Source organism: Pseudooceanicola aestuarii (genome assembly GCF_010614805.1).
GTDB classification, from domain to species: Bacteria; Pseudomonadota; Alphaproteobacteria; order Rhodobacterales; family Rhodobacteraceae; genus Pseudooceanicola; species Pseudooceanicola aestuarii.
In genome coordinates, this window is the sequence record NZ_JAAFZC010000002.1 from 95,502 (window position 1) to 119,045 (window position 23,544).

The 23,544-nt window shown below is 65.6% G+C and carries 20 protein-coding genes; 6 read left to right on the forward strand and 14 right to left on the reverse strand.

Annotated features, from left to right (window positions below; genetic code table 11):
- Positions 1–54: 54 nt before the first annotated feature.
- The 4 genes from G5A46_RS13530 to mepK form a co-directional block, all read right to left on the reverse strand.
- On the reverse strand, positions 55–2,241 hold the full coding sequence (locus G5A46_RS13530; protein WP_163850139.1) for a xanthine dehydrogenase family protein molybdopterin-binding subunit: 2,187 nt from the start codon (positions 2,239–2,241) through the stop codon (positions 55–57).
- Entirely contained in the window at positions 2,238–3,212 is a 975-nt protein-coding gene (locus G5A46_RS13535; protein WP_163850141.1) for an FAD binding domain-containing protein, read from the reverse strand. Before G5A46_RS13535 ends, G5A46_RS13530 begins: the two co-directional genes overlap by 4 nt.
- Positions 3,209–3,712 carry a 2Fe-2S iron-sulfur cluster-binding protein gene (locus G5A46_RS13540; RefSeq protein WP_163850142.1) on the reverse strand — a complete coding sequence of 168 codons (504 nt, stop codon included), beginning with the start codon at positions 3,710–3,712 and terminating at the stop codon, positions 3,209–3,211. Before G5A46_RS13540 ends, G5A46_RS13535 begins: the two co-directional genes overlap by 4 nt.
- 523 nt (positions 3,713–4,235) lie before the next feature.
- Positions 4,236–4,805: a peptidoglycan L,D-endopeptidase MepK gene (gene mepK / locus G5A46_RS13545; protein WP_163850144.1), complete on the reverse strand. Its 570-nt coding sequence runs from the start codon at positions 4,803–4,805 to the stop codon at positions 4,236–4,238.
- A 358-nt stretch (positions 4,806–5,163) separates the two neighbouring features.
- On the opposite strand from mepK, the gene G5A46_RS13550 reads away from it, so the two are divergent.
- From G5A46_RS13550 to G5A46_RS13565, 4 genes are read left to right on the forward strand one after another with little or no spacing between them, the layout of a single operon-like run.
- Positions 5,164–6,780 carry a L,D-transpeptidase family protein gene (locus G5A46_RS13550; RefSeq protein ID WP_163850146.1) on the forward strand — a complete coding sequence of 539 codons (1,617 nt, stop codon included), beginning with the start codon at positions 5,164–5,166 and terminating at the stop codon, positions 6,778–6,780.
- A 29-nt stretch (positions 6,781–6,809) separates the two neighbouring features.
- Positions 6,810–7,901 carry a UDP-3-O-(3-hydroxymyristoyl)glucosamine N-acyltransferase gene (lpxD, locus tag G5A46_RS13555; RefSeq protein WP_163850148.1) on the forward strand — a complete coding sequence of 364 codons (1,092 nt, stop codon included), beginning with the start codon at positions 6,810–6,812 and terminating at the stop codon, positions 7,899–7,901.
- 29 nt (positions 7,902–7,930) lie between these two features.
- Positions 7,931–8,194: an acyl carrier protein gene (locus G5A46_RS13560; protein WP_163850150.1), complete on the forward strand. Its 264-nt coding sequence runs from the start codon at positions 7,931–7,933 to the stop codon at positions 8,192–8,194.
- Entirely contained in the window at positions 8,191–9,399 is a 1,209-nt protein-coding gene (locus G5A46_RS13565; RefSeq protein WP_163850152.1) for a beta-ketoacyl-[acyl-carrier-protein] synthase family protein, read from the forward strand. Before G5A46_RS13560 ends, G5A46_RS13565 begins: the two co-directional genes overlap by 4 nt.
- A gap of 182 nt (positions 9,400–9,581) precedes the next feature.
- Here the strand turns inward: G5A46_RS13565 and G5A46_RS13570 are convergent, their stop codons facing one another.
- A complete protein-coding gene (locus G5A46_RS13570; RefSeq protein WP_163850154.1) occupies positions 9,582–10,208 on the reverse strand; it encodes an invasion associated locus B family protein in 627 nt (208 codons plus the stop codon).
- Positions 10,209–10,705: 497 nt separating this feature from the next.
- Between G5A46_RS13570 and G5A46_RS13575 the strand changes: the two genes are divergently transcribed.
- Complete coding sequence (locus G5A46_RS13575) at positions 10,706–12,247, forward strand: helicase HerA-like domain-containing protein (RefSeq protein WP_163851134.1); 1,542 nt, start codon at positions 10,706–10,708, stop codon at positions 12,245–12,247.
- A 75-nt stretch (positions 12,248–12,322) separates the two neighbouring features.
- On the opposite strand, the gene G5A46_RS13580 is transcribed toward G5A46_RS13575, so the two are convergent.
- The 9 genes from G5A46_RS13580 to G5A46_RS13620 form a co-directional block, all read right to left on the reverse strand.
- The gene (locus G5A46_RS13580) at positions 12,323–13,159 is read right to left on the reverse strand and encodes a LytTR family DNA-binding domain-containing protein (protein WP_163850156.1); all 837 of its coding nucleotides are present in this window, start codon (positions 13,157–13,159) and stop codon (positions 12,323–12,325) included.
- Between the two features lie 474 nt (positions 13,160–13,633).
- Complete coding sequence (locus G5A46_RS13585) at positions 13,634–14,938, reverse strand: branched-chain amino acid ABC transporter permease (RefSeq protein ID WP_163850158.1); 1,305 nt, start codon at positions 14,936–14,938, stop codon at positions 13,634–13,636.
- Positions 14,935–15,945, reverse strand: coding sequence for a branched-chain amino acid ABC transporter permease (locus tag G5A46_RS13590; RefSeq protein WP_163850160.1), 1,011 nt, complete (start codon positions 15,943–15,945; stop codon positions 14,935–14,937). The genes G5A46_RS13585 and G5A46_RS13590 overlap by 4 nt, the downstream gene beginning before the upstream one ends.
- Before the next feature lie 3 nt (positions 15,946–15,948).
- Entirely contained in the window at positions 15,949–16,341 is a 393-nt protein-coding gene (locus G5A46_RS13595) for a hypothetical protein (RefSeq protein ID WP_163850161.1), read from the reverse strand.
- A 205-nt stretch (positions 16,342–16,546) separates the two neighbouring features.
- Positions 16,547–17,380, reverse strand: coding sequence for an ABC transporter ATP-binding protein (locus G5A46_RS13600; RefSeq protein ID WP_163850163.1), 834 nt, complete (start codon positions 17,378–17,380; stop codon positions 16,547–16,549).
- A 31-nt stretch (positions 17,381–17,411) separates the two neighbouring features.
- Positions 17,412–18,191 (reverse strand): ABC transporter ATP-binding protein, encoded by a 780-nt coding sequence (locus G5A46_RS13605; RefSeq protein WP_163850165.1) that lies wholly within the window; start codon positions 18,189–18,191, stop codon positions 17,412–17,414.
- On the reverse strand, positions 18,191–19,384 hold the full coding sequence (locus G5A46_RS13610) for an ABC transporter substrate-binding protein (protein WP_163850167.1): 1,194 nt from the start codon (positions 19,382–19,384) through the stop codon (positions 18,191–18,193). Before G5A46_RS13610 ends, G5A46_RS13605 begins: the two co-directional genes overlap by 1 nt.
- Before the next feature lie 90 nt (positions 19,385–19,474).
- Entirely contained in the window at positions 19,475–20,662 is a 1,188-nt protein-coding gene (locus G5A46_RS13615; protein WP_163850169.1) for an ABC transporter substrate-binding protein, read from the reverse strand.
- A 150-nt stretch (positions 20,663–20,812) separates the two neighbouring features.
- Positions 20,813–21,859: a GlxA family transcriptional regulator gene (locus G5A46_RS13620; RefSeq protein WP_163850171.1), complete on the reverse strand. Its 1,047-nt coding sequence runs from the start codon at positions 21,857–21,859 to the stop codon at positions 20,813–20,815.
- Positions 21,860–22,055: 196 nt separating this feature from the next.
- Here G5A46_RS13620 and G5A46_RS13625 point away from each other — a divergent pair, with 196 nt between their 5' ends.
- Positions 22,056–23,423: a class II 3-deoxy-7-phosphoheptulonate synthase gene (locus G5A46_RS13625; RefSeq protein ID WP_163851136.1), complete on the forward strand. Its 1,368-nt coding sequence runs from the start codon at positions 22,056–22,058 to the stop codon at positions 23,421–23,423.
- The last annotated feature ends 121 nt before the right edge of the window (positions 23,424–23,544 follow it).

The following is a 23,544-nucleotide window of genomic DNA, read 5'->3' on the forward strand; positions in this document are numbered from 1 at the left end:
CCGGCCGCAAGGACGACCCGGCCCGAGCTTTCGACCCGGACCAGGCCCGACATCTTATCCCAGCCCGGCCAGCACGCGGTCCGGCGTGGCGGGGAAATCGCGAAGGCGCACCCCGCAGGCATGGTGCACCGCGTTCAGGATCGCGGCACCGGCGCCGCAGATCCCCAGTTCTCCGATGCCCTTGGCCTGCAAGGGGCCGGCCCAATCGTCGCGCTCCTTGATGAAATGAACCTCCAGCGGCGGTACATCGGCATTGGTGGGCACGTGGTAGGCGGCGAAATCGCGATTGACCACCTGACCGTCGCGCGGATCATGTTCCAGCGCTTCGGTCAGGGCCATGCCGATGCCCCAGGTCATGCCGCCATGGCATTGCGATCGGGCGGTGCGCAGGTTCAGGATGCGCCCGGCGGCAAAGCTGCCCAACATGCGCCGCACGCGGACCTCACCGGTAACATCGCTGACCGCGACTTCGGCGAAATGCGCGCCAAAAGTCGCCTGCCGCACCTTTTTCGCCGCAGCGCCAGGGGTCAGGTGGCCGTGGCCTTCCAGCCGGTCGCCTTGCAGAATCTCCGCCAGCGCACGACGGGTGTTGCCCTGCACCACCGCGCCATCCTTCAGGGTCAACGTCGCCTCCTCGCATTCCAGGCGGTTGGCAATCTGGCGGCGGATCTCCATCGCGGCCAGCCAGACGGCCGTCCCGGTGGACGCCGCCCCGACCGACCCGCCGGAGCCGGAGCCGGGCGGCAGATCGGTATCGCCCAGCAGTACCTCCACCTGGCCCAGGGGCAGGCCCAGCACTTCGGCCGCGATCTGCTGAAAGATCGCGTAGCTGCCGGTGCCGATATCGGTCATGTCGCTGCGAACCTGCGCACCCTCGGTGGTCAGGGTGATCGCGGCTTCGGCCTCCATAACGGCATTGACGCGGAACGCTGCCGCCATGCCGCTGCCGATCCACCATTCCCCGTCCTGCCGCTGACGCGGGGCCGGCGGGCGATCGGACCAACCAAAGCGGCGCGCGCCATCGTCCAGCACCGCAGCCAGCCGGTGCGAGGAAAACGGCACGTCCCGTTCAGGATCCCGGGACGGGATGTTGCGGCGGCGCAGCTCCACCGGGTCCAGCCCGGCCGCGCAGGCCAGCTCGTCCATCGCCACTTCGAAGGCGGTGACGCCAACGGCTTCCCCCGGGGCGCGCACCGAGCCGGCAGCGGGGCGGTTGATCCGCGCGATCTGCATTCGCAGGGCGCGGTTTTCGGCGCCATAGGCGAAATGGCTGGCCTGCAACACCGGTTCGGCGAAGGCCTCGCCACGCAGGTTCGACACCAGCGCCTCGTGGCCAAGCCCGATCAGGCGACCCTGCGCATCGGCGGCCAGGCGAATGCGCTGCCGTGTTTCAGAACGGCGGGTGTTGACCTCGAACACCTGGCGGCGGTGCTGCACCACGCGGACCGGGCGACCCAGCTCCATCGCGGCCAGTGCGGCGGCGACACAATCGGGCGAAATCCCCAGCTTGGACCCGAAGCCGCCGCCGACATAGGGCGCCAGGACGCGCACCTGAGCGGCAGGCAGGCCGACGGAATCGGCCAGTTCGTTCCGGTTGAAGCGCAGCATCTGCAACGCGCCGCGCAGGGTCAGCACCGCGCCGTCCCATTCGGCCAGCGCGGCATGCGGCTCCATCGCGGCGGAGATCATCGAGGGGGTGGTATAGGTCGCCTCCACCCGGAAGGCGGCCTCCCGCATCGCTTGGTCCAGATCGCCCCGGGCAAATTGCTTGTCCTCCGGCGTCTCGGGGGTGGTGTCCCGGGGCCGTACGGGGTGGTCGGCCCCGGCGCAATCGACCTGCACGGCCTGCGCGGCATGGCGCGCCTGTTCGAAGGTTTCCGCGACGACCAGGGCGATGGGCTGGCCGATGTACTCGGCCTCCTCCACCCCTTGGATCGGGGCTTCGTTCGCCGTGCCCTGAGCGGCGTTGCGGATCAGGCGCGCGTCCTGAAGGACCAGTTGCACACCCGCCATGGCGCGCACCGCCTCGGCATTGGTCAGCCGCACCCGGCCCAGCCCCGGCGCCCGGACCAGCATCCCGTGGAGCATCCCGGCAGGCTGCGGTTCGGCCGCATAGGGAGCGGTGCCTGTGACCTTGACCCAACCATCGGGGCGGTCCTGCTCCCGACCCAGAACACCCTGCGCCATGTCGTCGGCGCGGTGCGCGGGATGGGGGTCGTCCAGTTTCAGATCCAGGGTCATTGCGTTGCCTCCCTCAGCACTGCGGCGACGACGCGCCGGGCCAGCGGTACCTTGAATTCCGTGCCCTCATGCGGGTGAGCATCCCGCAAGAGCCGGTCCGCCACCGCAGCGAACAGCGCCTCGGACGGGCGCTCGCCGATCAGCAGGCTTTCGGCTTCGGTGTCGCGCCAGGGCCGGGGCGCCAGCCCGCCATAGGCCAGCGCCGCATGGGTGATCCGCCCCGCGTCCATCGCCAGCACCGCGCCCATCGACACCAGCGCAAACGCATAGGAGGCGCGGTCACGCACCTTGCGGTAAACCTGCCGGTCGCCGTGGGGCGCAGGCAGGTGAACGGCGGTGATCAGCTCCGCCGGGGCCAGTGTCGTTTCCAGGTCAGGCCGGTCGCCGGGCAGACGGTAGAGGTCATCCATCGCGATCACCCGCGTCAGGCCATCGCCGTCCCGCAGGGCAACGCGCGCATCCAGGGCCCGCAAGGCGACGGCCATATCGCTGGGATGCAGCGCCACGCAATGATCCGAGGTGCCCAGGATCGCATGGTTCCGCTGCACCCCGCCGAGGGCCGCGCATCCCGCACCGGGATCGCGCTTGTTGCAGTCGGCGGAGGTGTCGTAAAAATAGGGGCAGCGGGTGCGTTGCAGCAGATTGCCGCCGGTCGTCGCCTTGTTGCGCAGCTGGCCGGAAGCGCCGGCCAGCAGGGCGCGCGACAACACCGGCCATTGGCTGCGGATGCGCGGATCGGCGGCCAGGTCGGAATTGGTGACGGTGGCACCCAGGCGAAGACCCTCGCCGTCTTCCTCGATCCGGTCAAGGCCAAGGCGCGACAGATCGACCAATGCGGTGGGGGCCATCACCTCCAGCTTCATCAGGTCGACAAGATTGGTGCCGCCCGCGAGGAATTTTGCCCCGGCTTCGGCGGCGGCGTGGCAGGCGGCGTCGGGAGCATCGGGGCGGTGATAGTCAAAGGGCCTCATTCCGCCGTCTCCCGCGCCTGGCGGATTGCCGCGTTGATGCCGGGATAACATGAGCAGCGGCACAGATTGCCGCTCATCCGTTCGGCCAGCTCTGCCTCTGTCAGGTCATAGGGGCCGTCCAGCTCCGCGCTGACATGGCTGGGCCAGCCCTGGTCAAGCTCGGTGAGCATGGCGGTGGCGGAACACAATTGTCCGGGGGTGCAATAGCCGCATTGCATCCCGTCATGTTCGACAAAGGCCCGTTGCAGCGGCGACAGTTCATCCTGCCCCAGACCCTCGACAGTCGTGACGGCGCCCCCGTCATGGGTGACGGCCAGGCTGAGGCAGGCATTGATCCGGCGTCCACCGGCGATCACCGTGCAGGCGCCGCATTGGCCGTGGTCACAGCCTTTCTTCGAGCCGGTCAGTCGCAGGTGGTCACGCAGCGCGTCCAGAAGCGTCACACGCGGATCCAGGTCCAGCTGATGCGTGTCGCCATTCACGGTGAGTTCGATGTTCATGTGCGATCCTCTGTTCTTCAAAGGATCAACAACCCCGGCCCATCTAGGTTCCGGCCCTGAGCAAGGGCGCGGGACGCAACGGTCGGGGGGGGGGGCAGCACGAAGCGGAGGCCCCGGTGGGGGCACGTCGACGCATTATGCAGATACCGGAGAGGTTTGGATGGCTGGCTGGCGGTGGCTGGCTTGCTATCTGAGATCTGGATAGCGGCACCTCCAGCCGAGGTCAAGAAAAAATTGTACAAAATCAAATGGTTGAGTGTTATTGTCAGGGATTTAAGGCCGAGTGTTTTGATCGGAATTATCCGGCGCGGTGGCGCGGGAGCGCGCCAGGGCAGGGATTTGAGAAAAAGTCACGGGATTTCGGGAACTTCGCGGGGAGTGGCGGGTTGGTCCGGCGATGACGATGCACGACCGCCATATCCCCCAACGGAAAAAGCCGCAGCCTCCCGGCTACGGCCTTTTCAAACGGACCTGTGATCCGGCACCGGACCTGCCTGGCGGCAGGGGCCGGAGGCCGAAGCGCTCAGGCGCCCCAGGTGCGGACGGGTCCGCAATCCATGTGCACGAAGTTCGACCGGGAGTAGCGCCCGACGCCACCCGCCGCACAGGCCGATGCGGCCTTGGCCACTTGTCCGACGGATCGGGAGGACAGGCGCAGGTCGGCCGCCTGTCCTTTCATGTGGAGCGAGTTCTTGGCCACGCCGCTGGACCGGGCGCGAAGCATCGCGTTGGTCTTCGGGCTGCGGTAGCCCGACAAAAGCATGAACGGTTCCGTCACATTCAGCAGATTGTGGGAGGCGGCCATGATGTCCATCGTTCGCATGTCGATATTGATCAGTTCGTCCGTGCGCCAGTCGCGCATGAAGTGGGTCACTTCCTTGACCGCGTCGGCAATATACTCGCCCTCGATCCAGTAGATCATGTCGAGCCGTTCACCGGTGCGGGCCGAATACATGCGCAGGCGGCGAATATCGCCGGAGTTGCGCAAGAAGCCTGCCGCCTTTGAGAAAGTCGGCGCCGCCGTCACGGCGGTTGCTGCGAAAGCGCCCAACAGGGCGCGGCGCGAATAGTTCGCTGTTCTTGAGTCAGTCATTGAGAGCGCTGTCCCGTCGCTTACCTGTGTTGCCGCGATGTTACGCAGCTTTTGCTATCTATCCCCAGATGCCCGGTTTTTATTGCACGCACGGCCCGCTCCTCCAAGACGCGATTGGTTCGTATTGTAACGAACCTGTGATTTTCGGCAGAAACCCGCTTAGATGCAGGATGTTTTTCGCCAATCTCCACTGCGATCGCGGTTTGTTCATGGCGCTTGCGGGGCCTTGCAGAGGCCTTGTCGCGGCCCTGCACCGCAGCGGCGGCATCCACCATCCTGACCTTTTTGTGTCTGGACAGAGGGATGCGGGTACCATCACATTGGGGGTCACAAATTCGCGATCAAGAGGACGCCACGCATGATTTCCAAGCTGTTTTCCGCCAGGGCGATGACGCTTCTCTGTCAGGCGGGGGCCGTCGCGGTCACGCTGGGCACGGCCAGCCCGGCGCAGGCTCAGGTCACGGCCCTGAAACAGGCGGTTGCCGAAGCCGCGTCGCGCGACCGGCAGTTGGCGGCTTTCTACCGGGAACGGGATTTCGCCCCGATCTTCACCGCCGAGGGCGAAGAGGGGCTGGCCCGCCGCCGCGCCCTGTTGGCGGCCATGGAAATGGCCCCCGCCCATGCGCTTCCCGCGGGCCAATACAATGCCAACCGCCTGATGGCCTTGCTGAAATCCGGCGCGGCCAATCCACGGGAAATGGGCTTTCTGGATGTCGAGCTGACGCGGCTTTACCTGGATTTCGCGGTGGATGTGCAAACCGGCATCCTGACCCCGTCCAAGGTGAATTCCGAGATCGTGCGCAAGGTGCCGTTGCGCGACAAAAGCCAGTATCTGCACGGAATCACCTCTGCCGATCCGGTGGGGTTCGTCCGTGCCCTTCCGCCGGCGAACGCCGAATACGTGCGGCTGGTGAAAACCCGGATGGAGATGCAGCGCGCACTGGACATGGGCGGCTATGGCCCGGCGGTGCCCGCCAAGGCGCTGGAACCCGGCGACCGGGGCCGCGCCGTTGTCGCCCTGCGCGACCGGCTGCACACGATGGGCTACATGGGGCGCAGCGCCTCTGCCGAATATGACGGCGCGCTGCAAAAGGCGGTGCAGGCGTTCCAGATCGACCATGGCCTTGCCGATGACGGTGTGGCGGGCGGTGCCACGATGCGGGAAATCAACACCCCGCTGGAACAGCGCCTGAAGTCCATCACCGTCGCGATGGAGCGGGAACGCTGGCTGAACCGTACGCGCGGTGATCGCCACGTGCTGGTGAACCTCACCGATTTCTCCGCCCGGATCGTCGATTTCGACCGTGTGACCTTCCAGACCCGCGCCGTCATCGGGTCCAAGCAATCGGGCCGTCGCACGCCGGAATTCTCCGACGTGATGGAGCATATGATCATCAACCCGACGTGGAATGTTCCGCGTTCCATCACCGTCAAGGAATACCTGCCGCTGCTGCGCCAGAACCCCCATGCGGTCAGCCACCTGCGCGTCGTCGACAGTCGCGGCCGGACGGTGCCGCGCGGCGCGGTCAACTTCGCCGGCTATAACGCCCGCAACTTCCCCTTTGACCTGAAACAGCCGCCTTCGAACACCAATGCCCTGGGGCTGGTGAAGTTCATGTTCCCCAATTCGAACAACATCTACCTGCACGACACCCCGGCCAAGAGCCTGTTCCAGCGTGAGGTCCGCGCCTTCTCCCACGGGTGCATCCGCCTGGCCGATCCGTTCGATTTCGCCTATGCGCTGCTGGCCGTGCAGGAGGACGATCCCAAGGGGCTGTTCCAGTCGATCCTGAACACCGGCCGCGAAACCAAGGTCGACCTGGACACGCCGATCCAGGTGCACCTGATCTATCGCACCGCCTTTACCGATGCGCAGGGCCGCACCAATTTCCGCGCCGACATCTATGGCCGTGACGCTCAGATCTGGGAGGCGCTGGACGCAGCGGGGGTTTCGCTGCACGCCATTCGCGGATAAGCCTGCCCGCACGTTTCAGCGGGGACCACATGACCTATAGCGTTCAACAGATTGCCGATGCCCTGGGCTGCGAAGCCCGGGGCGATGTGTCTCTGGCCATGGACAGCGTGGCCGAGCCGGCCGACGCCGCCGCCACCCAGCTGGCGCTGGCGATGAAGCCGGAATTCGCCGAAAGGCTGGGGCAGGGTGCCGCCCGTGCCGCGATGGTCTGGCAGGATGCCGATTGGCAGGACCTGGGGCTGGAGGCCGCCATCCTGGTGCCGCGTCCGCGCATGGCCATGGCGGGGATCACACGGATGATGGATGCCGGGCCGGGCTATGGAACGGGGATCCACCCCCAGGCCATCGTCGATCCCGGTGCGGATCTGGGCGCCGATGTGCATGTCGGCCCCTTCACCATCATCGCGGCCGGGGCGCGGATCGGCGCCGGATCGGTCATCGGACCGCAATGCTATATCGGACCGGACGCGGTGATCGGCGCGGGGGCCACGCTGCATGCGGGGGTGCGCATCGGCCCGCGTGTGCGGATCGGCGACCGCTTTGCCGCCCATGCCGGCGCGGCCATCGGGCAGGATGGGTTTTCCTTTGTCACCCCCGAGGAAAACGCGGTGGAGCAGGCCCGCGCCACGTTGGGCCATGCCGGCGACAGCAAGGCCCAGGCCTGGGTCCGCATCCATTCGCTGGGCGCCGTGGTGATCGGTGACGACGTCGAGATCGGGTGCAATTCCTGTGTCGATGCCGGCACGATCCGGCCCACGCGGATCGGCAATGGCACCAAGATCGACAACCTGTGCCATGTCGCGCACAATTGCATCGTTGGCAATGATTGCCTGTTCGCCGCCATGGTCGGCATCGCCGGGTCGACCACCATCGGCAACAATGTCGTGTTTGGCGGCCAGGTCGGCGTGACCGACAACACCACCGTGGGCGACGGCGTCGTCGCGGGCGGGGCCTCGGTCATTCTGTCCAAGGTGCCGGCGGGCCGGGTGATCCTTGGGTACCCGGCGACGAAGATGGAAACCCATCTGGACGGCTACAAGGCGCTGCGCCGGTTGCCGCGTCTTTTCGCGCAGGTGGCAGAGTTGCAGAAAGCGGTTTTCAAGTCGGGTGAGAAAGACTAAATACCGCCCGAGTATCGGAAGGGGTGCCCATGGCAGAGGTCAAGGACAAGGTCATCGACATCATCGCCGAACAGGCCGTGCTGGAGCCGTCGGACGTGACCATGGACAGCACGTTGGAGGATCTGGGCATCGACAGCCTCGGGCTGGTCGAATCGATCTTCGCGATCGAGGAAGCCTTTGACATCCAGGTGCCGTTCAACGCGAACGAGCCTGAGCAAAGCGATTTTGATATCTCCAACGTTCGCGCCATCATCGCAGGCGTCGAAAAGCTGGTGGCGGAACAACGCGCGTGAAACGGGTTGTCATTACCGGCGCGGGAACGATCAACGCGCTTGGCCATGATGTTGCGGAAACGCTGGCGGCGTTTCGCGAGGGGCGTTGCGGCATCGGAGAGCTGGACGTGCGCGATGTCGAACGTCTGGCGATCCGTATCGGTGGACAGGTGCGCGGCTTCTCCTCGGAGGGGCTGTTCAACCGCCAGCAAATGGCGCTCTACGACCGGTTCACCCAGTTCACCCTGGTGGCCGCGCGCGAGGCCATTGCCCAATCCGGCCTGGTCTTCGAAGGGGAACTGGCCGCCAAGGCCGGCGTCGTTCTGGGCAATTCCGGCGGCGGGATGACCACGCTGGACGAGAATTACCGCCATGTCTACGAGGACGGCAAGAATCGCGTGCATCCCTTCGTGGTGCCCAAGCTGATGAACAATGCCGCTGCCTCGCATGTGTCGATGGAATTCAACCTGAAGGGGCCCAGCTTTACCGTGGCCTCCGCTTGCGCGTCATCCAATCACGCCATGGCCCAGGCCTTCCAGATGGTGCGGTCGGGCATGACGCCTGCAATGGTGTCGGGCGGGTCCGAATCCATGCTGTGCTTTGGTGGGGTGAAGGCCTGGGAAGGGCTGCGGGTGATGTCCAAGGACGCCTGCCGCCCGTTCAGCGCCAACCGCAACGGCATGGTGCAGGGGGAGGGGGCCGGGGTCTTCGTCTTCGAGGAGATGGACCATGCCCGCGCACGTGGCGCCGACATCCTTGCCGAAATCGTCGGCTTCGCCATGACCTCCGATGCGTCGGATATTGTCATGCCCTCCAAACAGGGGGCCGCCCGCGCGATGAAGGGGGCGATGAACGACGCTGGCATCAATCCCGAACAGGTCGGCTATATCAATGCGCATGGCACCGGCACCGCCGCCAATGACAAGACGGAATGCGCCGCCGTGGCGGATGTGTTTGGCAAACATGCGGACGATCTGATGATCTCCTCCACCAAGTCGATGCATGGCCACCTGATCGGCGGTACCGGCGCGGTTGAGCTGCTGGCCTGCATCATGGCGGTGCGGGATGGCGTGATTGCGCCGACCATCGGCTACGAGGAGCCCGACCCGGAATGCGCGCTGGACGTGGTCCCGAACGAGGCCCGCGAGGCCAGGATCGACGTGGCGATTTCCAATGCATTCTCCTTTGGCGGGCTGAATGCGGTGCTGGCCCTGCGCGGGGTCTGAGCCGGGCAAAACATGACGCGCCGGACCTGCGGTTCGGCGCTCAATATTTTGATATCCCATGAAAAATAGAAGTTCCGCGCGGCACCTTTGCAGCATTCCCGATGCGTCTGGCGCAGCTGCCCATGAAAAACGCCGCCCCCGGATGGGGAGCGGCGTGAAACAGCACGTATCGGTGATGCGGCTTATTGCGCGACGACGGACACTTTCTCGAACCCGGCGGTGAACCCGATCAGCGACAGGTTCAGACGCACCTTCACGTCGGGGGCGGCGACGGGCACGATTGTCAGGTTCGCTTCCTTGCCATTGCGGAAGGAGGCAATGTCATCCGCCGTCAGGCCGATGCGGGCAAAGCAGCCGATCTGGTTGCAGAAGGCAAAGCGGTATTTCTTGCCCTTGGAGCCATCCACGCCCAGCGACAGGTCGGCGGTCAGAAGTGTTTCAAGCGGCACGATGACGGTGGCGCCGGCGGTTGCCTGACTGCCTTCGGGCACGCGGAACAGACTGAATTCGGCGACGGAATTGCCGTCTTCGTCCTGAAGCAACTGGTACAGCTGGCACGGGTCTTCACCCTCTTCTGTGCGGATGCATTGCAATTGCCAATCGCCGATCTCTTCCTTGACATAGGGCTGGCCCAATGTGGGATCGGCATCGGGATCTTCGCCCATGGTCAGGGCCGGGCCGGTGCCCGCGGCGGCGCCGCTGTCGGCCTGGGGGGCGGTTTCGGTGGCGGCGGCGTCTTGCGCGGAGACGGCTGCCGTCGTCAGGAGGAGAGCGGCCAGCGCGGCGCCGATGGTGTTGGAAATGGTCATGACGGTCCCATGATTATCTGAGTGTTTGAGTTGGAAGTATCACGCCCGGAAAACGATGTCAGGCCCGATTTCCGGAGCCCGCGGCGAGCTGCCGCCAATTGCGGCAGGCGCCGGTTCAATGCGGCGCGGCCCGGACAAAAGAAAAAGAGGCCACTCGGGGCCTCTTTTCCATTTCTCTCCCTGTCGGACTGGCCGACTTGTCGTTGACTGGACGCTATGTCGTTTGATTAACGACGTCAACCACGATTTTGTGAGGATGCGGCCGGTTTCCTCCTGAAATCATTCAGAAATAGATGCTGGATACATGCATTTGATCCTGCCCGTTGCCGCGAAGTGGGAAGGAAAAAGGACCGCGTCCGAAGACGCGGCCAGTCTGACAGGGAGGTAAAGACCGGCACACAGAGGACATTTCAGCACCGGTCGGAATAGGTGTGACATGAAAGGGTTAACTTAGTATTGCGGGAGGAGGCAAAAGTTTCGGGGAGCGCGGCGTGGATCTGGTCGGCAAGGTTTTCATCGGCGGTGGGGGCAAGGATTACGCCACCCGCCAGACGCTTCGACTGGGTTATGCCAACCGCCACGGCCTGATCGCCGGCGCGACCGGCACTGGCAAGACCGTCACCCTCCAGATCCTGGCCGAGGGGTTCTCTGCCGCCGGGGTGCCGGTTTTCGTGTCGGACATCAAGGGCGACCTGTCCGGCCTGGCCGCCGCCGGCCGCGCGGAAGCCAAGCTGCACGAAGCGTTCCAATCCCGCGCCGCCACCATCGGGTTCGAGGATTATACCTATGACGCCTTTCCGGTGCTGTTCTGGGATCTGTTCGGCAAGGCCGGCCACCCGATCCGCACCACCGTCGCCGAGATGGGGCCGCTGCTGCTGTCGCGTCTGATGGAGCTGACGGAGGCGCAGGAGGGCATCCTGAACATCGCCTTCCGGCTGGCCGATGAACAGGGGCTGCCGTTGCTGGACCTGAAGGACTTGCAGGCGCTGCTGGTCTGGGTCGGCGAAAACCGGGGCGAACTGTCGCTGCGTTACGGCAATATCTCGGTCCAGTCGATCGGCGCGATCCAGCGGCGGTTGCTGGTGCTGGAGAACCAGGGCGCAGCGGAGATCTTTGGCGAACCCGCGCTGGAATTGTCGGATCTGATGCGCCGCGATGCGGATGGACGGGGCGTGATCTCCATCCTGGCCGCCGACCGGCTGATGGCGGCTCCGCGCCTTTACGCGACCTTCCTGTTGTGGCTTCTGTCGGAGCTGTTCGAAAGCCTGCCGGAGGTCGGAGACCCGGACAAGCCCAAGCTGGTGTTTTTCTTCGACGAGGCCCACCTGCTGTTCGATGACGCGCCCAAGGCCCTGGTGGACAAGGTCGAGCAGGTCGCCCGGCTGATCCGGTCCAAGGGCGTTGGCGTCTATTTCTGCACCCAGTCGCCCGGCGACGTGCCGGAGGATATTCTGGGCCAGCTGGGCAACCGGGTGCAGCATGCGCTGCGCGCCTTCACCGCGCGCGACCGCAAGGAATTGCGCATGGCGGCGGAGACCTATCGCGACAATCCCCGCTTCTCCACCGAGGAGGCGATCCGAGAGGTCGGCGTGGGGGAGGCGGTCACGTCTTTTCTTGAGAAGAAGGGCATCCCCGGCGTGGTGGAGCGCACCCTGATCCGCCCGCCATCCTCGCAATTGGGCCCGCTGGAGGCGCAGGCCCGGAGCGCGGTTATCGAGGCCTCTGCGATCAAGGGCAAGTACGACCGGCGCATCGATCGCGAAAGCGCCTACGAGATCCTGCGCCAGCGCGCCGAGGACGCCGCCCGCGCCGCCGAGGCCGCCGAGGAGCAGGAAGACGACATGCGCCCCGCCGATCGCGAATACAACGCCGGGCGTCGCTACAGCGGTACGCGGGTCGGGCGCTCCACCTCGCGGGCGCGGCGCAGCACGGATACCTTCGGCTCGGCCATCCAGACCGCCGTGATCAAGGAACTGAAAGGCACCACCGGCCGCCGCATCGTGCGTGGCATTCTGGGCGGGTTGTTCAAGGCGCGGTAAGGGGCCGGGTGGGGCATGGCGTCGCGCGTGGTCCGGGGCCAAGGGCATCGTCGGTTCCGGTGTGCCGGGACATGCCTATTCTTCGGGCACGCAGGCGCGGACCTGTTCCAGATAAGTCTGGCTGACCGGCAGGCTACGCCCGTCCGACAGATCCACCCAATAGCGCCCCTGGTTCCGGCGCAGCATCACCAGATGCGCGGTCACCGCCCAATGGGATCGGTGGAGCCGCTGACCGGGCAGGCCCGCCGCCTCCGCCAGCGCATCCGACAGGCGCAGCAGCACCAGATGGGCGCCGCGCGTGGTCGTCAGCTCAGCATAGTGATCCTGCATGGAGATGGAGACCAGATCCTGCCCCAACTCTGGCGGCAGGCGACGGTGCAACGCGGTGATCAGGGGCTGCGCAGGGCGGTTCGGATCGGCGTCTGGCGCCGGGACGCCATCGGTCAGGGGCGCCGCGTCGTCGGGGGGAAGGGAGGTCCGGTCCGGGGTTGCGCGATCGGCAGGCGTCGTTTTGCGCCATTCAAGGAACTGCACCCCGCCGATGACGCATCCCAACAGCGCCACCTGTCCGTAGATCAGCAGGAAATAGCGTTCCTCCAGAATCGGCGGCGCCATGACCCCATGGGTGAACACCACGACCGCCGCTCCCGGTGCCGCCGCCAACGCAGCTCCGACGCAGACGCATAGCGTGCGGGGCAGACGCTCCATGTAGCGGGCGCGCAGACAAAAGGAGATGGCGAAATGCATGAACAGACCGACGCCAGTTAGCGACACGCTCCAGAACACCAGCCGTTCAATCAGCGACATCCGGCTCCAGGTCCCGAACGGGCCCAGAATGGTCAGCAAAAGCAACGCAGCAAAGAAGACATAGACCTTCTTGTCGCCCGGCGGTCGCCAAATGATTTCACGCATCGTGAGGCCCTTTAGCGTCATATTTCACGAACATAACTCCAAATTCACGAAGAGCTGTTTGTATACAAGTCACGAACCGACAACACTATCCTTGTTTGCAGGAAGACTTAAGAACACTACGTTTTCAGTTACCATCCATATTTCAAAACAGCCCGACGATGGCGCGGGGGCATTGCGCCTTTGCACCATCGTCGGGTTATTTTGTCCTACAACTGGCGTAAGCCCCGAAGCGGGGGCGTATCGCAGGGCACACGCAGGACAATCGCGGGACGCGGCAGTTAAGCTGCCCCGCGGCAGGGATGTTCCACCGAATTTTCGTGAAACCCCATGGCGTTGCGGCCTGGCCGGGGCCACCCGGGAGGCGAATTCGCGATCCCGGTTGTTGCGTCGGCGGCCTGCGCCCGCCCCCGTGGGCCTGGCCCGCGCCGGCGTCCGCGTCGCACGGCATCTGCGGCTGGGGCCGAATGCCTGCCCTCAACGTTCGGGAAGCAGCCCGCGTGGCGCGAATCTCAAGGTGACCAGCATCAGCACCCCCATGGTCAGCAGGCGCATATGCGCGGCGCTTTCCACCAGGTGGGCGCGGATGGGGCTATCGGCATCCATGCCGGCGGTGATCAGGTCCACCAGGCCCCGGCCCAGCGGTTCGACCTGCACCCAGAGGAACCAGATGAGGAACCCGCCCAGAACGGCGCCCAGGTTGTTGCCCGACCCGCCCACGATCACCATCACCCAGACCAGGAAGGTAAAGCGCAACGGCTGGTAGGTGCCGGGCGTCAACTGACCGTCCAGCGTGGTCATCATGGCGCCGGCGATCCCGCAGATGGCCGAGCCGAGGATGAACACCTGAAGATGGCGCCCGGTGACGTCCTTGCCCATGGCCTCGGCGGCCGTCTCGTTGTCGCGGATGGCGCGCATCATGCGGCCCCAGGGCGATTTCAACGCCCGTTGCGCCAGCCACAGCAGCACTACCAGCACGATGGCGAACAGCACGGCATATAGCCCCTTCACCCACAGGGTGGAGGCGGTGACCGGATCCAGACCCAGCCCCTGCGCCCGTTCGACAAAGGCGGGGGTCTGCTGCAACTCGATCTCGAAGGGGACAGGGCGCGGCAGGCCGATCACGTTCTTCACGCCGCGCGACAGCCAGTCCTCGTTCTTGAGCACGGCGATGATGATCTCCGCGATGCCCAGCGTGGCGATGGCCAGGTAATCCGACCGCAGGCCCAGGGCGGTCTTGCCGATCAACCAGGCAGCGCCGGCGGCCATCACGCCGCCCACCGGCCAGGCGAGCAGCACCGGCAGGCCCAGCCCGCCAAGATAGCCGGTGGAGGCCGGGTTCACCGCCTCGACACCCGCGACCCCGCCGTCGAAGATCCAGCGGAAGACAAAGAAGCCCACGACAAGGATCGCCGTCGTGACCAGGCCCCGCGCCCGTCCGCGCGCCATGCGGCCCCAGGCGACGATGGCCAGCGCCACGGTGGCGGCGCCTGCGATCAGCCCGGCGATCACGCGCAGCCCGCCTGTGGCCCAGGCCTCCGCCACGGGCGGCTGTGCGACCAGAACGGTGGCCAGCCCGCCAAGGGCGACAAAGCCCATGACGCCGACGTTGAACAGCCCGGCAAAGCCCCATTGCAGGTTCACCCCCAGGGCCATCACGGCGGAGACAAGGCCCATGTTCAGGATCAGCAGGGCGGAGTTCCAGCTTTGCATCAGACCGGTGCCGAGGATCAGCATCGCGACCAGCGCGAACAGAAGGGTGGCGCGCAGGCTGTCGTTCATACCGATTTCCCCCGGAATAGTCCCGTGGGCCGGAACAGCAGCACCACGAGAAGGATCATGAAACTGACGGCGAACTTGTAATCCGTCGACAGCAGCTGCACCAGGCCCGAGGGTTCCAGCCCCTCGGGCGCCAGGTAGCCCAGCACTTTCTTCCAGGCATAGGTGATGGTCACCTCGGAGAAGGAGATGACGAACCCGCCCGCGATCGCCCCGAGAGGCGAGCCCAGGCCGCCGACGATGGCGGCCGCGAAGATGGGCAGCAGCAGTTGGAAATAGGTGAACGGCTTGAAGCTTTTGTCCAGCCCGTAAAGCGTCCCGGCGATGGTCGCCAGTGCGGCGACGATGATCCAGGTGACGGTCACGACGCGTTCGGGATTGATGCCCGACAGCAGGGCCAGATCCTCGTTGTCGGAATAGGCGCGCATGGACTTGCCGGTGCGGGTGCGGTTCAGGAACCAGAACAGCGCCGCCACCACGACCACCGCCGTGACCAGCGTCAGCGCCTGGGTGGATTTCAGCGCCAGCCCCTCGTCCAGGCCGGACCAGGCCTTGAACTCCCGGGCGGAGATGATGAACCGTTCGCCATCGGCAAAGCGCTGGTCATCCGGGCCGATGATGAACCGCACCAGCCCGTTCATCACGAACATCACCCCCATGGAAACGATGACCAGAATCACCGGTTTGGCCTTTTGCGTGCGGTAGAACCGGTAGACGACCCGGTCGGTGCCCAGCACCAGAGCCGCGCAGCCCGCGATTCCGATGGGCAACGCCAACAGCGCGGTGGGAAAGGGGCCAAGGGACACGCCCAGGGATTGCAACCACCAGGTCGCCAGCACCACGATCGCGGTGCCAAAGGCCATGGTGTCGCCATGCGCGAAGTTGGAGAACCGCAGGATGCCGTAGATCAGCGTGACCCCAAGCGCGCCGAGGGCCAATTGGCTGCCATAGGCCAGCGCGGGAATGATGACGAAATTGGAAAGCGCCACGACGGCGTTGAGAAAATCCATGGGCTATCCCGTGATCTGGCAGGTCAGGAAGTGGATGTCGGCATTGGTCTCGACATCATCGGGGCCGGGCAGGGTCTGCCGCAGCCACAGGGCCGTGCCCTCGCCGGTCAGGGACAGGCTGTCGCGGTGGCCGGTGTCGGGCGACCAGACGAACGGGCCGGTCAGGGACAGCCCCTGTGCCGTGACCTTCGCCCCGTCATCCAGTTGCAGGGTATAGCGGCCCGCGCCGGTGGCGTCCGTATCCTGCGGTGCGATCTCGAAGACCGGCGCGCCGAACCCGGGCCGGCAGGCGCCGGTCTCGGCGCAGGTGGTGGTGATGCGGCATTCGGCCAGCAGGCGCGCGCCCTCGGCTGCGGCGGGCCGGACCATGGCCAGGGTCGCGGGCATCAAGGTCATCAGCAGCGCCACCTGCATCGGTGCGCGTGGCAGGAAAGTGGCGGGGCATGCGGCAATCCCGGCCAGGCGGCGGACAAGATCCGAGTGGCGGCCATGCCGCGCAGGGCACATCAGTCTGACCAAGCGGAGAGGCCTGACGAAGCGGAGGGGGCTGGCCATGCGGAGGCGCTTGGCAAGGGCCGGACGGGCAGGGCGGGCCATGACCTCAGCCCCCCAGAAAACTGCGGCGGACCTCGGGGTCGGCCAGCAGATCCTTGCCGCTGCCGGTATGGGCGTTGGCGCCCTGAACCAGCACATAGCCCTTGTCGGCGATCTCCAGCGCCTGACGGGCGTTCTGCTCGACCATCAGGATCGGGATGCCGGTGCGCGCCACCTCGATGATGCGGTCAAAGAGTTCGTCCATGACGATGGGGCTGACCCCGGCGGTCGGCTCGTCCAGCATCAGCACCTTGGGTTGGGTCATCAGCGCGCGGCCCACGGCGACCTGCTGGCGCTGCCCGCCGGACAATTCGCCCGCCGCCTGGCGCCGCTTGTCGCGCAGGATGGGAAACAGGTCGTAGACCTGTTCCATCGTGGCGCGGAACTCGTCGCGGCGGATGAAGGCCCCCATCTCCAGGTTTTCCTCAACACTCATCGAGGGGAAGATGTTGTTCACCTGCGGCACGAACCCCATCCCCTTGCGCACCCGGTCCTGCGGCGACAGGGCGGAGATGTCCTCTCCGTCCAGGCGCACGGATCCGCCGCGCAAGTCCAGCATGCCAAAGACGGCCTTCATCGCGGTGGATTTACCGGCGCCGTTGGGGCCGACGATCACAGCGATTTCGCCGGGATCGACGGCGATGGTGCAACCATGCAGGATGTTCGGCCCCTTGCCATAGCCACCCGACATGGTGTCCCCGATCAGGAAGGCATTGCCGGAATGCACCGGACGGGTGGAGCCGGTGGCGGGCCCCGTCGCGGAGGCGGTGCCGGCGCCGGAGGGGTTGGTGATCGAACGGTCCTTGTTGCCGCGGTCGTCCTGGTAGGGGGTCGTGCTCATGCGTGATGGTCCTTCGGCGCGAAGATGGGGGTCAGCCCACCATCTCCTTGTTCTTCAGGCCGGTGCCCAGATAGGCCTCGATCACCCGTTCGTCGGATTTGATCTGGTCCAGCGTGCCTTCGGCCAGCACGCGACCCTCCGCCATGCAGATCACGGGATCGCAGAGACGGCCGATGAAATCCATGTCGTGTTCGATCACCACAAAGGTATAGCCGCGTTCACGGTTCAGCCGCAGGATCGCATCGCCGATGGTGTTCAGCAGGGTGCGGTTCACCCCGGCGCCGACCTCGTCCAGAAAGACGATGCGCGCATCCACCATCATGGTGCGGCCCAGTTCCAGCAGCTTTTTCTGGCCGCCGGACAGGTTCCCGGCCTTTTCGTCGGCCAGATGCGCGATGGTGAGAAACTCCAGAACCTCGTCGGCCTTGGCGGCCAATGTGCGCTCTTCCTCCGCGATGCGGGTGCGGCGGAAGAACGCGTTCCACAGGGTTTCGCCGGATTGCCCGCCGGGCACCATCATCAGGTTCTCCCGCACACTCATGGAGGAGAATTCATGCGCGATCTGAAAGGTGCGCAGCAGCCCCTTGCCGAACAATTCGTGCGGGGGCAGGCCGGTGATCTCCTCCCCCCCCATCGTCACCCGGCCCGAGGTCGGCGGCAGCACGCCCGCGATCACGTTGAACAGCGTCGTCTTGCCCGCGCCGTTGGGACCGATCAGCCCGGTGATCGAGCCTTCGGCGATCTCCAGCGTGGCGCCATCGACGGCGTGGAAGCCGCCGAAATGCTTGTGCAGGTTCTCGACGCGGATCATCAGCGATACCGCACCGTTTCCATCTTTCCGCCCGTCACTTCGATCTCCCTGTAACTTCCGGCGCTTTCGCCGCCATTGATCAACTCCACCGAGGATGCACCGGCATAGTCGATCTCTCCCCCTGCGGCAATGATTTCAAGCGCGCGGCCCAGCTCGCCGGGCAGGATGACCTCGCCCGGTGCGTTGGCGACATCTTCGATCATCGGTGCGTAATCGGCGGGGGCGGCGGACCCGGCCTGCGCCATCGCCAGCAGCATCAAGGCGGCGGCATCATAGCTTTCGGGCGCATAGGTGGAGGTGCCGTCGACGCCGCCGGCCTCGGCCAGGGCATGGAACCGGGTGACCCCTTCGCCCTGTGTGCCCGCGATCTGCCCGAAGGAGCCGTCCAGCACATCGCCCAGCGCATCCGTCAGGCTGTCGCCCACCATGCCGCCGGGCAGCATGAAAGTGTCGAACGCATCCGTATCGGTGGCGGCGCGGATGATGCCCAGCCCGCCCTGATCCAGATAGCCCGCGACGACCAGAACATCGCCGCCTGCGGCATCCAGCGTCGCGACCTCGGCGCTGTAATCGCCCTTGCCGTCCTCATGCGCCAGCGCGGTGGTGACGGTGCCGCCTGCCGCCTCGAACGCGGTCTGGAAACTGTCGGCCAGTCCTTTGCCGTAATCGTTGTTGGTATAGGTCAGCGCGACGCTCCCTATGCCACGTTCGCCCAGCATCTCGGTCATCACCTGACCCTCGCGCGCGGCAGAGGGCGCGGTGCGGAAGAACAGGCCCCGGTCCTCCATGGCGCCCAGCCCCGGTGACACGGCGGAGGGGGAGATCAGCGCCATGCCGTTGGGCACTGCGACATTCTGCAAGACCGCACCGGTGACGCCCGAACAATCCGGCCCGACAAGGCCGCTGACCCCTTCGCCGATCAACCGTTCGGCGCCAGAGGTCGCAAGGTCGTTGTCGATGCAGCCGGTGTCGGCCTCCAGCGTCTCGACCATGCGACCGTCAAGGATGCCACCGGCGGCGTTCACCTCGTCGACCGCAAGGCGGGCCGAGGCGGCCATGGTCGCCGCCAGGCTTTCGATCGGGCCGGTCAGCCCGAACATCAGGCCCAGCCGCACCGGATCACCCGATTGGGCAAGGGCGGGCGTGGCCAACGCCAGAAGCGCGGCGGAAGTCGGAAGGATACGTCTGATCATGATCGGCCCCGAGGGTTTGAAAAATGGAATATCGGCAATGCAGGAAAGAAATGGACCGGCCCCGATGAACGCGGGGCCGGTCCGGGTGGATCAGCGGAAGGTGACGGTGCTGTAATCGCCGTCCTTGATCTCGTATTCGCGGTAGGTGCCTGCGGCTTCGCCCGGGCCGATCAGCTCGACGTTGGTGGCGCCGACGTAATCGACGTCACCGCCTTCGGCCAGGATCTCCAGCGCGCGGCCCAGTTGGCCCGGCAGGATCTTTTCGCCGGGCGCATTGGCCACGTCCAGCATGTTGGCGGCCACGGCTTCGGAGGTCGCCTCTCCGCCGGCCATCATCGCCAGCGCGATCAGGGCCGCCGCGTCATAGCTTTCGCGGGTAAAGGAGCTCTCGCCGTTCACGCCCGCATCTGCCGCCAGCTTGGTGAAGGCCTCGGTACCTTCGCCTTCGGACCAGGGCACGGTGCCGAACGACCCTTCCATGTCGGCGCCCAGATCGGCGGTCAGGCTGTCGGCGAACATGCCGTCACCCATGACAAAGGTATCGAAGGCGCCGCTGTCCAGCGCGCCCTGGATCATGCCCTTGCCGCCCTGATCGGCATAGCCCAGCACCACCAGAACTTCGCCCCCGGCCGAGGCAAGCGCACCGATTTCAGCCGCGTAATCGGCCTTGCCGTCCTCATGCGGGGCAGACAGCGTGATGGTCCCGCCAAAGGAGGAGGCGAAGGCATCGGCCAGACCCTTGCCGTAATCGTTGTTGGTGTAGGTCACGGCGACTTCGGAGATATCCTTGTCCGCCAGAATGGCCGCCAGAACATCGCCTTGACGCGCGTCGGAGGGCGAGGTGCGGAAGAACAGGCCGTTGTCCTCCGCCGTGGACAGCGCGGGGGATGTCGCGGAGGGCGACACCATCGGCACGCCGTTCGGCACGGCCACGTTGGACAGCACGGCGCCCGTCACGCCGGAGCAATCGGCGCCCATGATCGCGACCACGCCATCGGTGGTGACAAGACGTTCGGCGGCGGCCGTCGCGGCGGCGCTGTCGATGCAGGTGCTGTCCGCACGGACCGAAGCCAGCATCTTGCCGTCCAGGAACTTGCCGCTGTCGTTGACTTCCTTCATCGCCAGCTCGGCGCTGTCGGCCATCTGCGGGGTCAGCGATTCAATCGGGCCGGTATAGCCCAGGATAACCCCGATCTTGACCTCTTCGGAATGGCTTTCCGCGAATGCGGCGCCGGTAAGGGCGGCGGTGGCAACACCTGCCAGCAATACTTTTTTCATGACATGTCTCCCTATTGGACAATGGTCCCGACTCGTGACCCTAGCAGGACGTTTGCAAAAGAAAAGCCGCCATGCGCTCCCTGCAACCCCCGGTTTTGCAAGGCGCTTGGCCGCCGTGGAGCGTGACGCCGGGGCAGGGCGCCCGCGTGCTCAGATCGACAGGCGCGTCGACTGGCTGCCACGTTCGCGATAGGGGGTCGTGTGGTATTGCGCGCGGTAGCATTTGGAGAAATGCGACGGCGAGGCAAAGCCGCAGGCCAGCGCCACGTTGATCACCGACATGTCGGTCTGCATCAGCAGGTTGCGCGCCTTTTGCAGGCGCAGTTCCATGTAATACCGCTTGGGCGACCGGTTCAGATAGCGGCGGAACAGGCGTTCCAGCTGCCGCGTGGACATGCCGACATCGCGGGCCAGAATGGCGGGGCTGATCGGTTCCTCGATATTGGCTTCCATCATGTGCACCACCTGGCTCAGCTTGGGATGGCGGACGCCGATGCGGGTGGGGACGGACAGACGTTGCGTGTCCTGATCGGTGCGGATGGAGGAATAGATCAGCTGGTCGGCCACGGCGTTGGCCAGATCCTCGCCGTGGTGATCGGCGATCAGCTTCAGCATGAGGTCGATGGAGGAGGTGCCGCCGGCGGTCGACAGGCGGTTGCCATCCACCACGAAGACCGATTTCGTCAGCGTCACGTCTGGAAAATCCTCGGCGAAACTGTCCTGATTTTCCCAGTGGATCGTGGCGCGCTTGCCGTCCAGCAGTCCGGCCTTGGCCAGCGCATAGGACGCCGTGCACAGCCCGCCCAGTGTCAGCCCGCGCCGCGCCTCCCGCCGCAACCAGCTGAGCAGCCGGCGATCCGTCTCATCCTGTACGGCGATGCCCGAACACAGCAGGATCGTATCGTCACGGGCCTGTTCGCGGATCGTCCCGCTGACGGCAAAGACGGTGCCGCCGGAACAGGTGACCGTCTCTCCGTCCAGGCTTTGCAGTTCCCAGGTGTAGAGCGCATAGCCCGCCATCCGGTTGGCGATCCGCAGGCATTCCAGGGCGGAGGAAAACGACAGCAGGGAAAAGTTGTTCAGCAGCACGAAGGCGAAATGCCGGGGCCGCGCCGCATCGGCGCCGCGCAAGTCCGATCCGGTGCCGGGGCGCGGATCGTCGGGCAGGGGCGGGGCCGAGGAGGGAGAATGCGGCATGGGCGCCTCGCGCAGGGTGGCAGGAGTGGCAGTCGGCGGCGGACAACCGGGGTGCGGATGATCCGCGGCGGCAATCCCGTTCCAAGCATTTCAAGACGAGGCCATCTGCGACGTCAAGGGTCGCAATTACGTTATGGAACTTTCGCCGAGTGTCGCCTATACACCATCGACGATTGACCAGAATGCGGAGGAAGCAATGGGCACGTGGTCCAAGTCCGATTGGCGCAACAAGCCGCGGGTGCAGATGCCCGAGTATCAGGATGCCGAGGCGCTCGGCCGGGTCGAGGCCCAGCTTTCCAAGTATCCGCCGCTGGTCTTTGCCGGGGAGGCCCGGCGCCTCAAGGATCAACTGGGCGCCGCCTCGCGTGGCGAAGCCTTCCTGTTGCAGGGTGGCGATTGCGCAGAAAGCTTCGAACAATTCAGCGCCGATGCGATCCGCGACACCTTCAAGGTGATGTTGCAGATGGCCATGGTCCTGACCTTCGGGGCCAAGGTTCCGGTGGTGAAGGTCGGGCGCATGGCCGGTCAGTTCGCCAAGCCGCGCTCCGCCCCGATGGAGGCCGTCAATGGTGTGGAGCTGCCCTCCTACCGCGGTGACATCATCAACGAACTCGACTTCTCCGAAGCCGCGCGGTCGCCCAATCCCGACAAGATGTTGCAGGCCTACATGCAATCGGCGGCAACGCTGAACCTGCTGCGCGCCTTCTCGACCGGCGGCTATGCCGATGTGAACGAGGTCCATCGCTGGACCCTCGGCTTTACCGAGACGGACGAGGCAGAGCGGTTCCGCGACATGGCCAACCGGATCTCCGACACGCTGGATTTCATCCGTGCCGCCGGCGTCACCTCCGACCGTCAGCACGCGCTGCGGCAGGTGGATTTCTACACCAGCCACGAGTCGCTGCTGCTGGAATACGAAGAGGCGTTGACCCGCATCGACAGCACCACCGGCAAATGGCTTGCGGGCTCGGGTCACATGATCTGGATCGGCGACCGCACCCGCCAACCCGACGGTGCCCATGTGGAATTCGCGCGGGGCGTTCAGAACCCGATCGGCCTGAAATGCGGTCCTTCCATGACGTCTGAGGATCTGAAGATCCTGATGGCCAAGCTGAACCCCGACAACGAGGCCGGGCGGCTGACGCTGATCGCGCGGTTCGGCGCGGGCAAGGTGGGCGAACATCTGCCGCGCCTGATCCGCACCGTGCGGGAGGCCGGCGCCAATGTGCTGTGGGTCTGCGACCCGATGCACGGCAACACGATCAAGTCCGACAGCGGCTACAAGACCCGGCCCTTCGATGCGGTGCTGCGCGAGGTTCAGGAGTTCTTTGCCATACATCGCGCCGAAGGCACGATCCCTGGTGGCGTGCATTTCGAGATGACGGGCCTGGACGTGACCGAATGCGTCGGCGGCGTGAAGGCCGTCACCTACGAGGATCTGTCGGATCGGTATCACACGGCCTGCGACCCGCGTCTGAACGCCTCGCAATCGCTGGAACTGGCGTTCCTTGTGGCCGAGGAACTGACCGCCCTGCGCGAAACCCGCCTCGCCGCCGCGGGCTGACGGGCTCGGGCCTGTGGGTACAGCCTGACAGGCGCGCTCTCTTCCGGGCCCGGTCCGGGACGCGCGGCACAGGAGAATCAACCGGCGCGACGCAGCCCGTCGCGCCGGTTTTTTGTGCCAA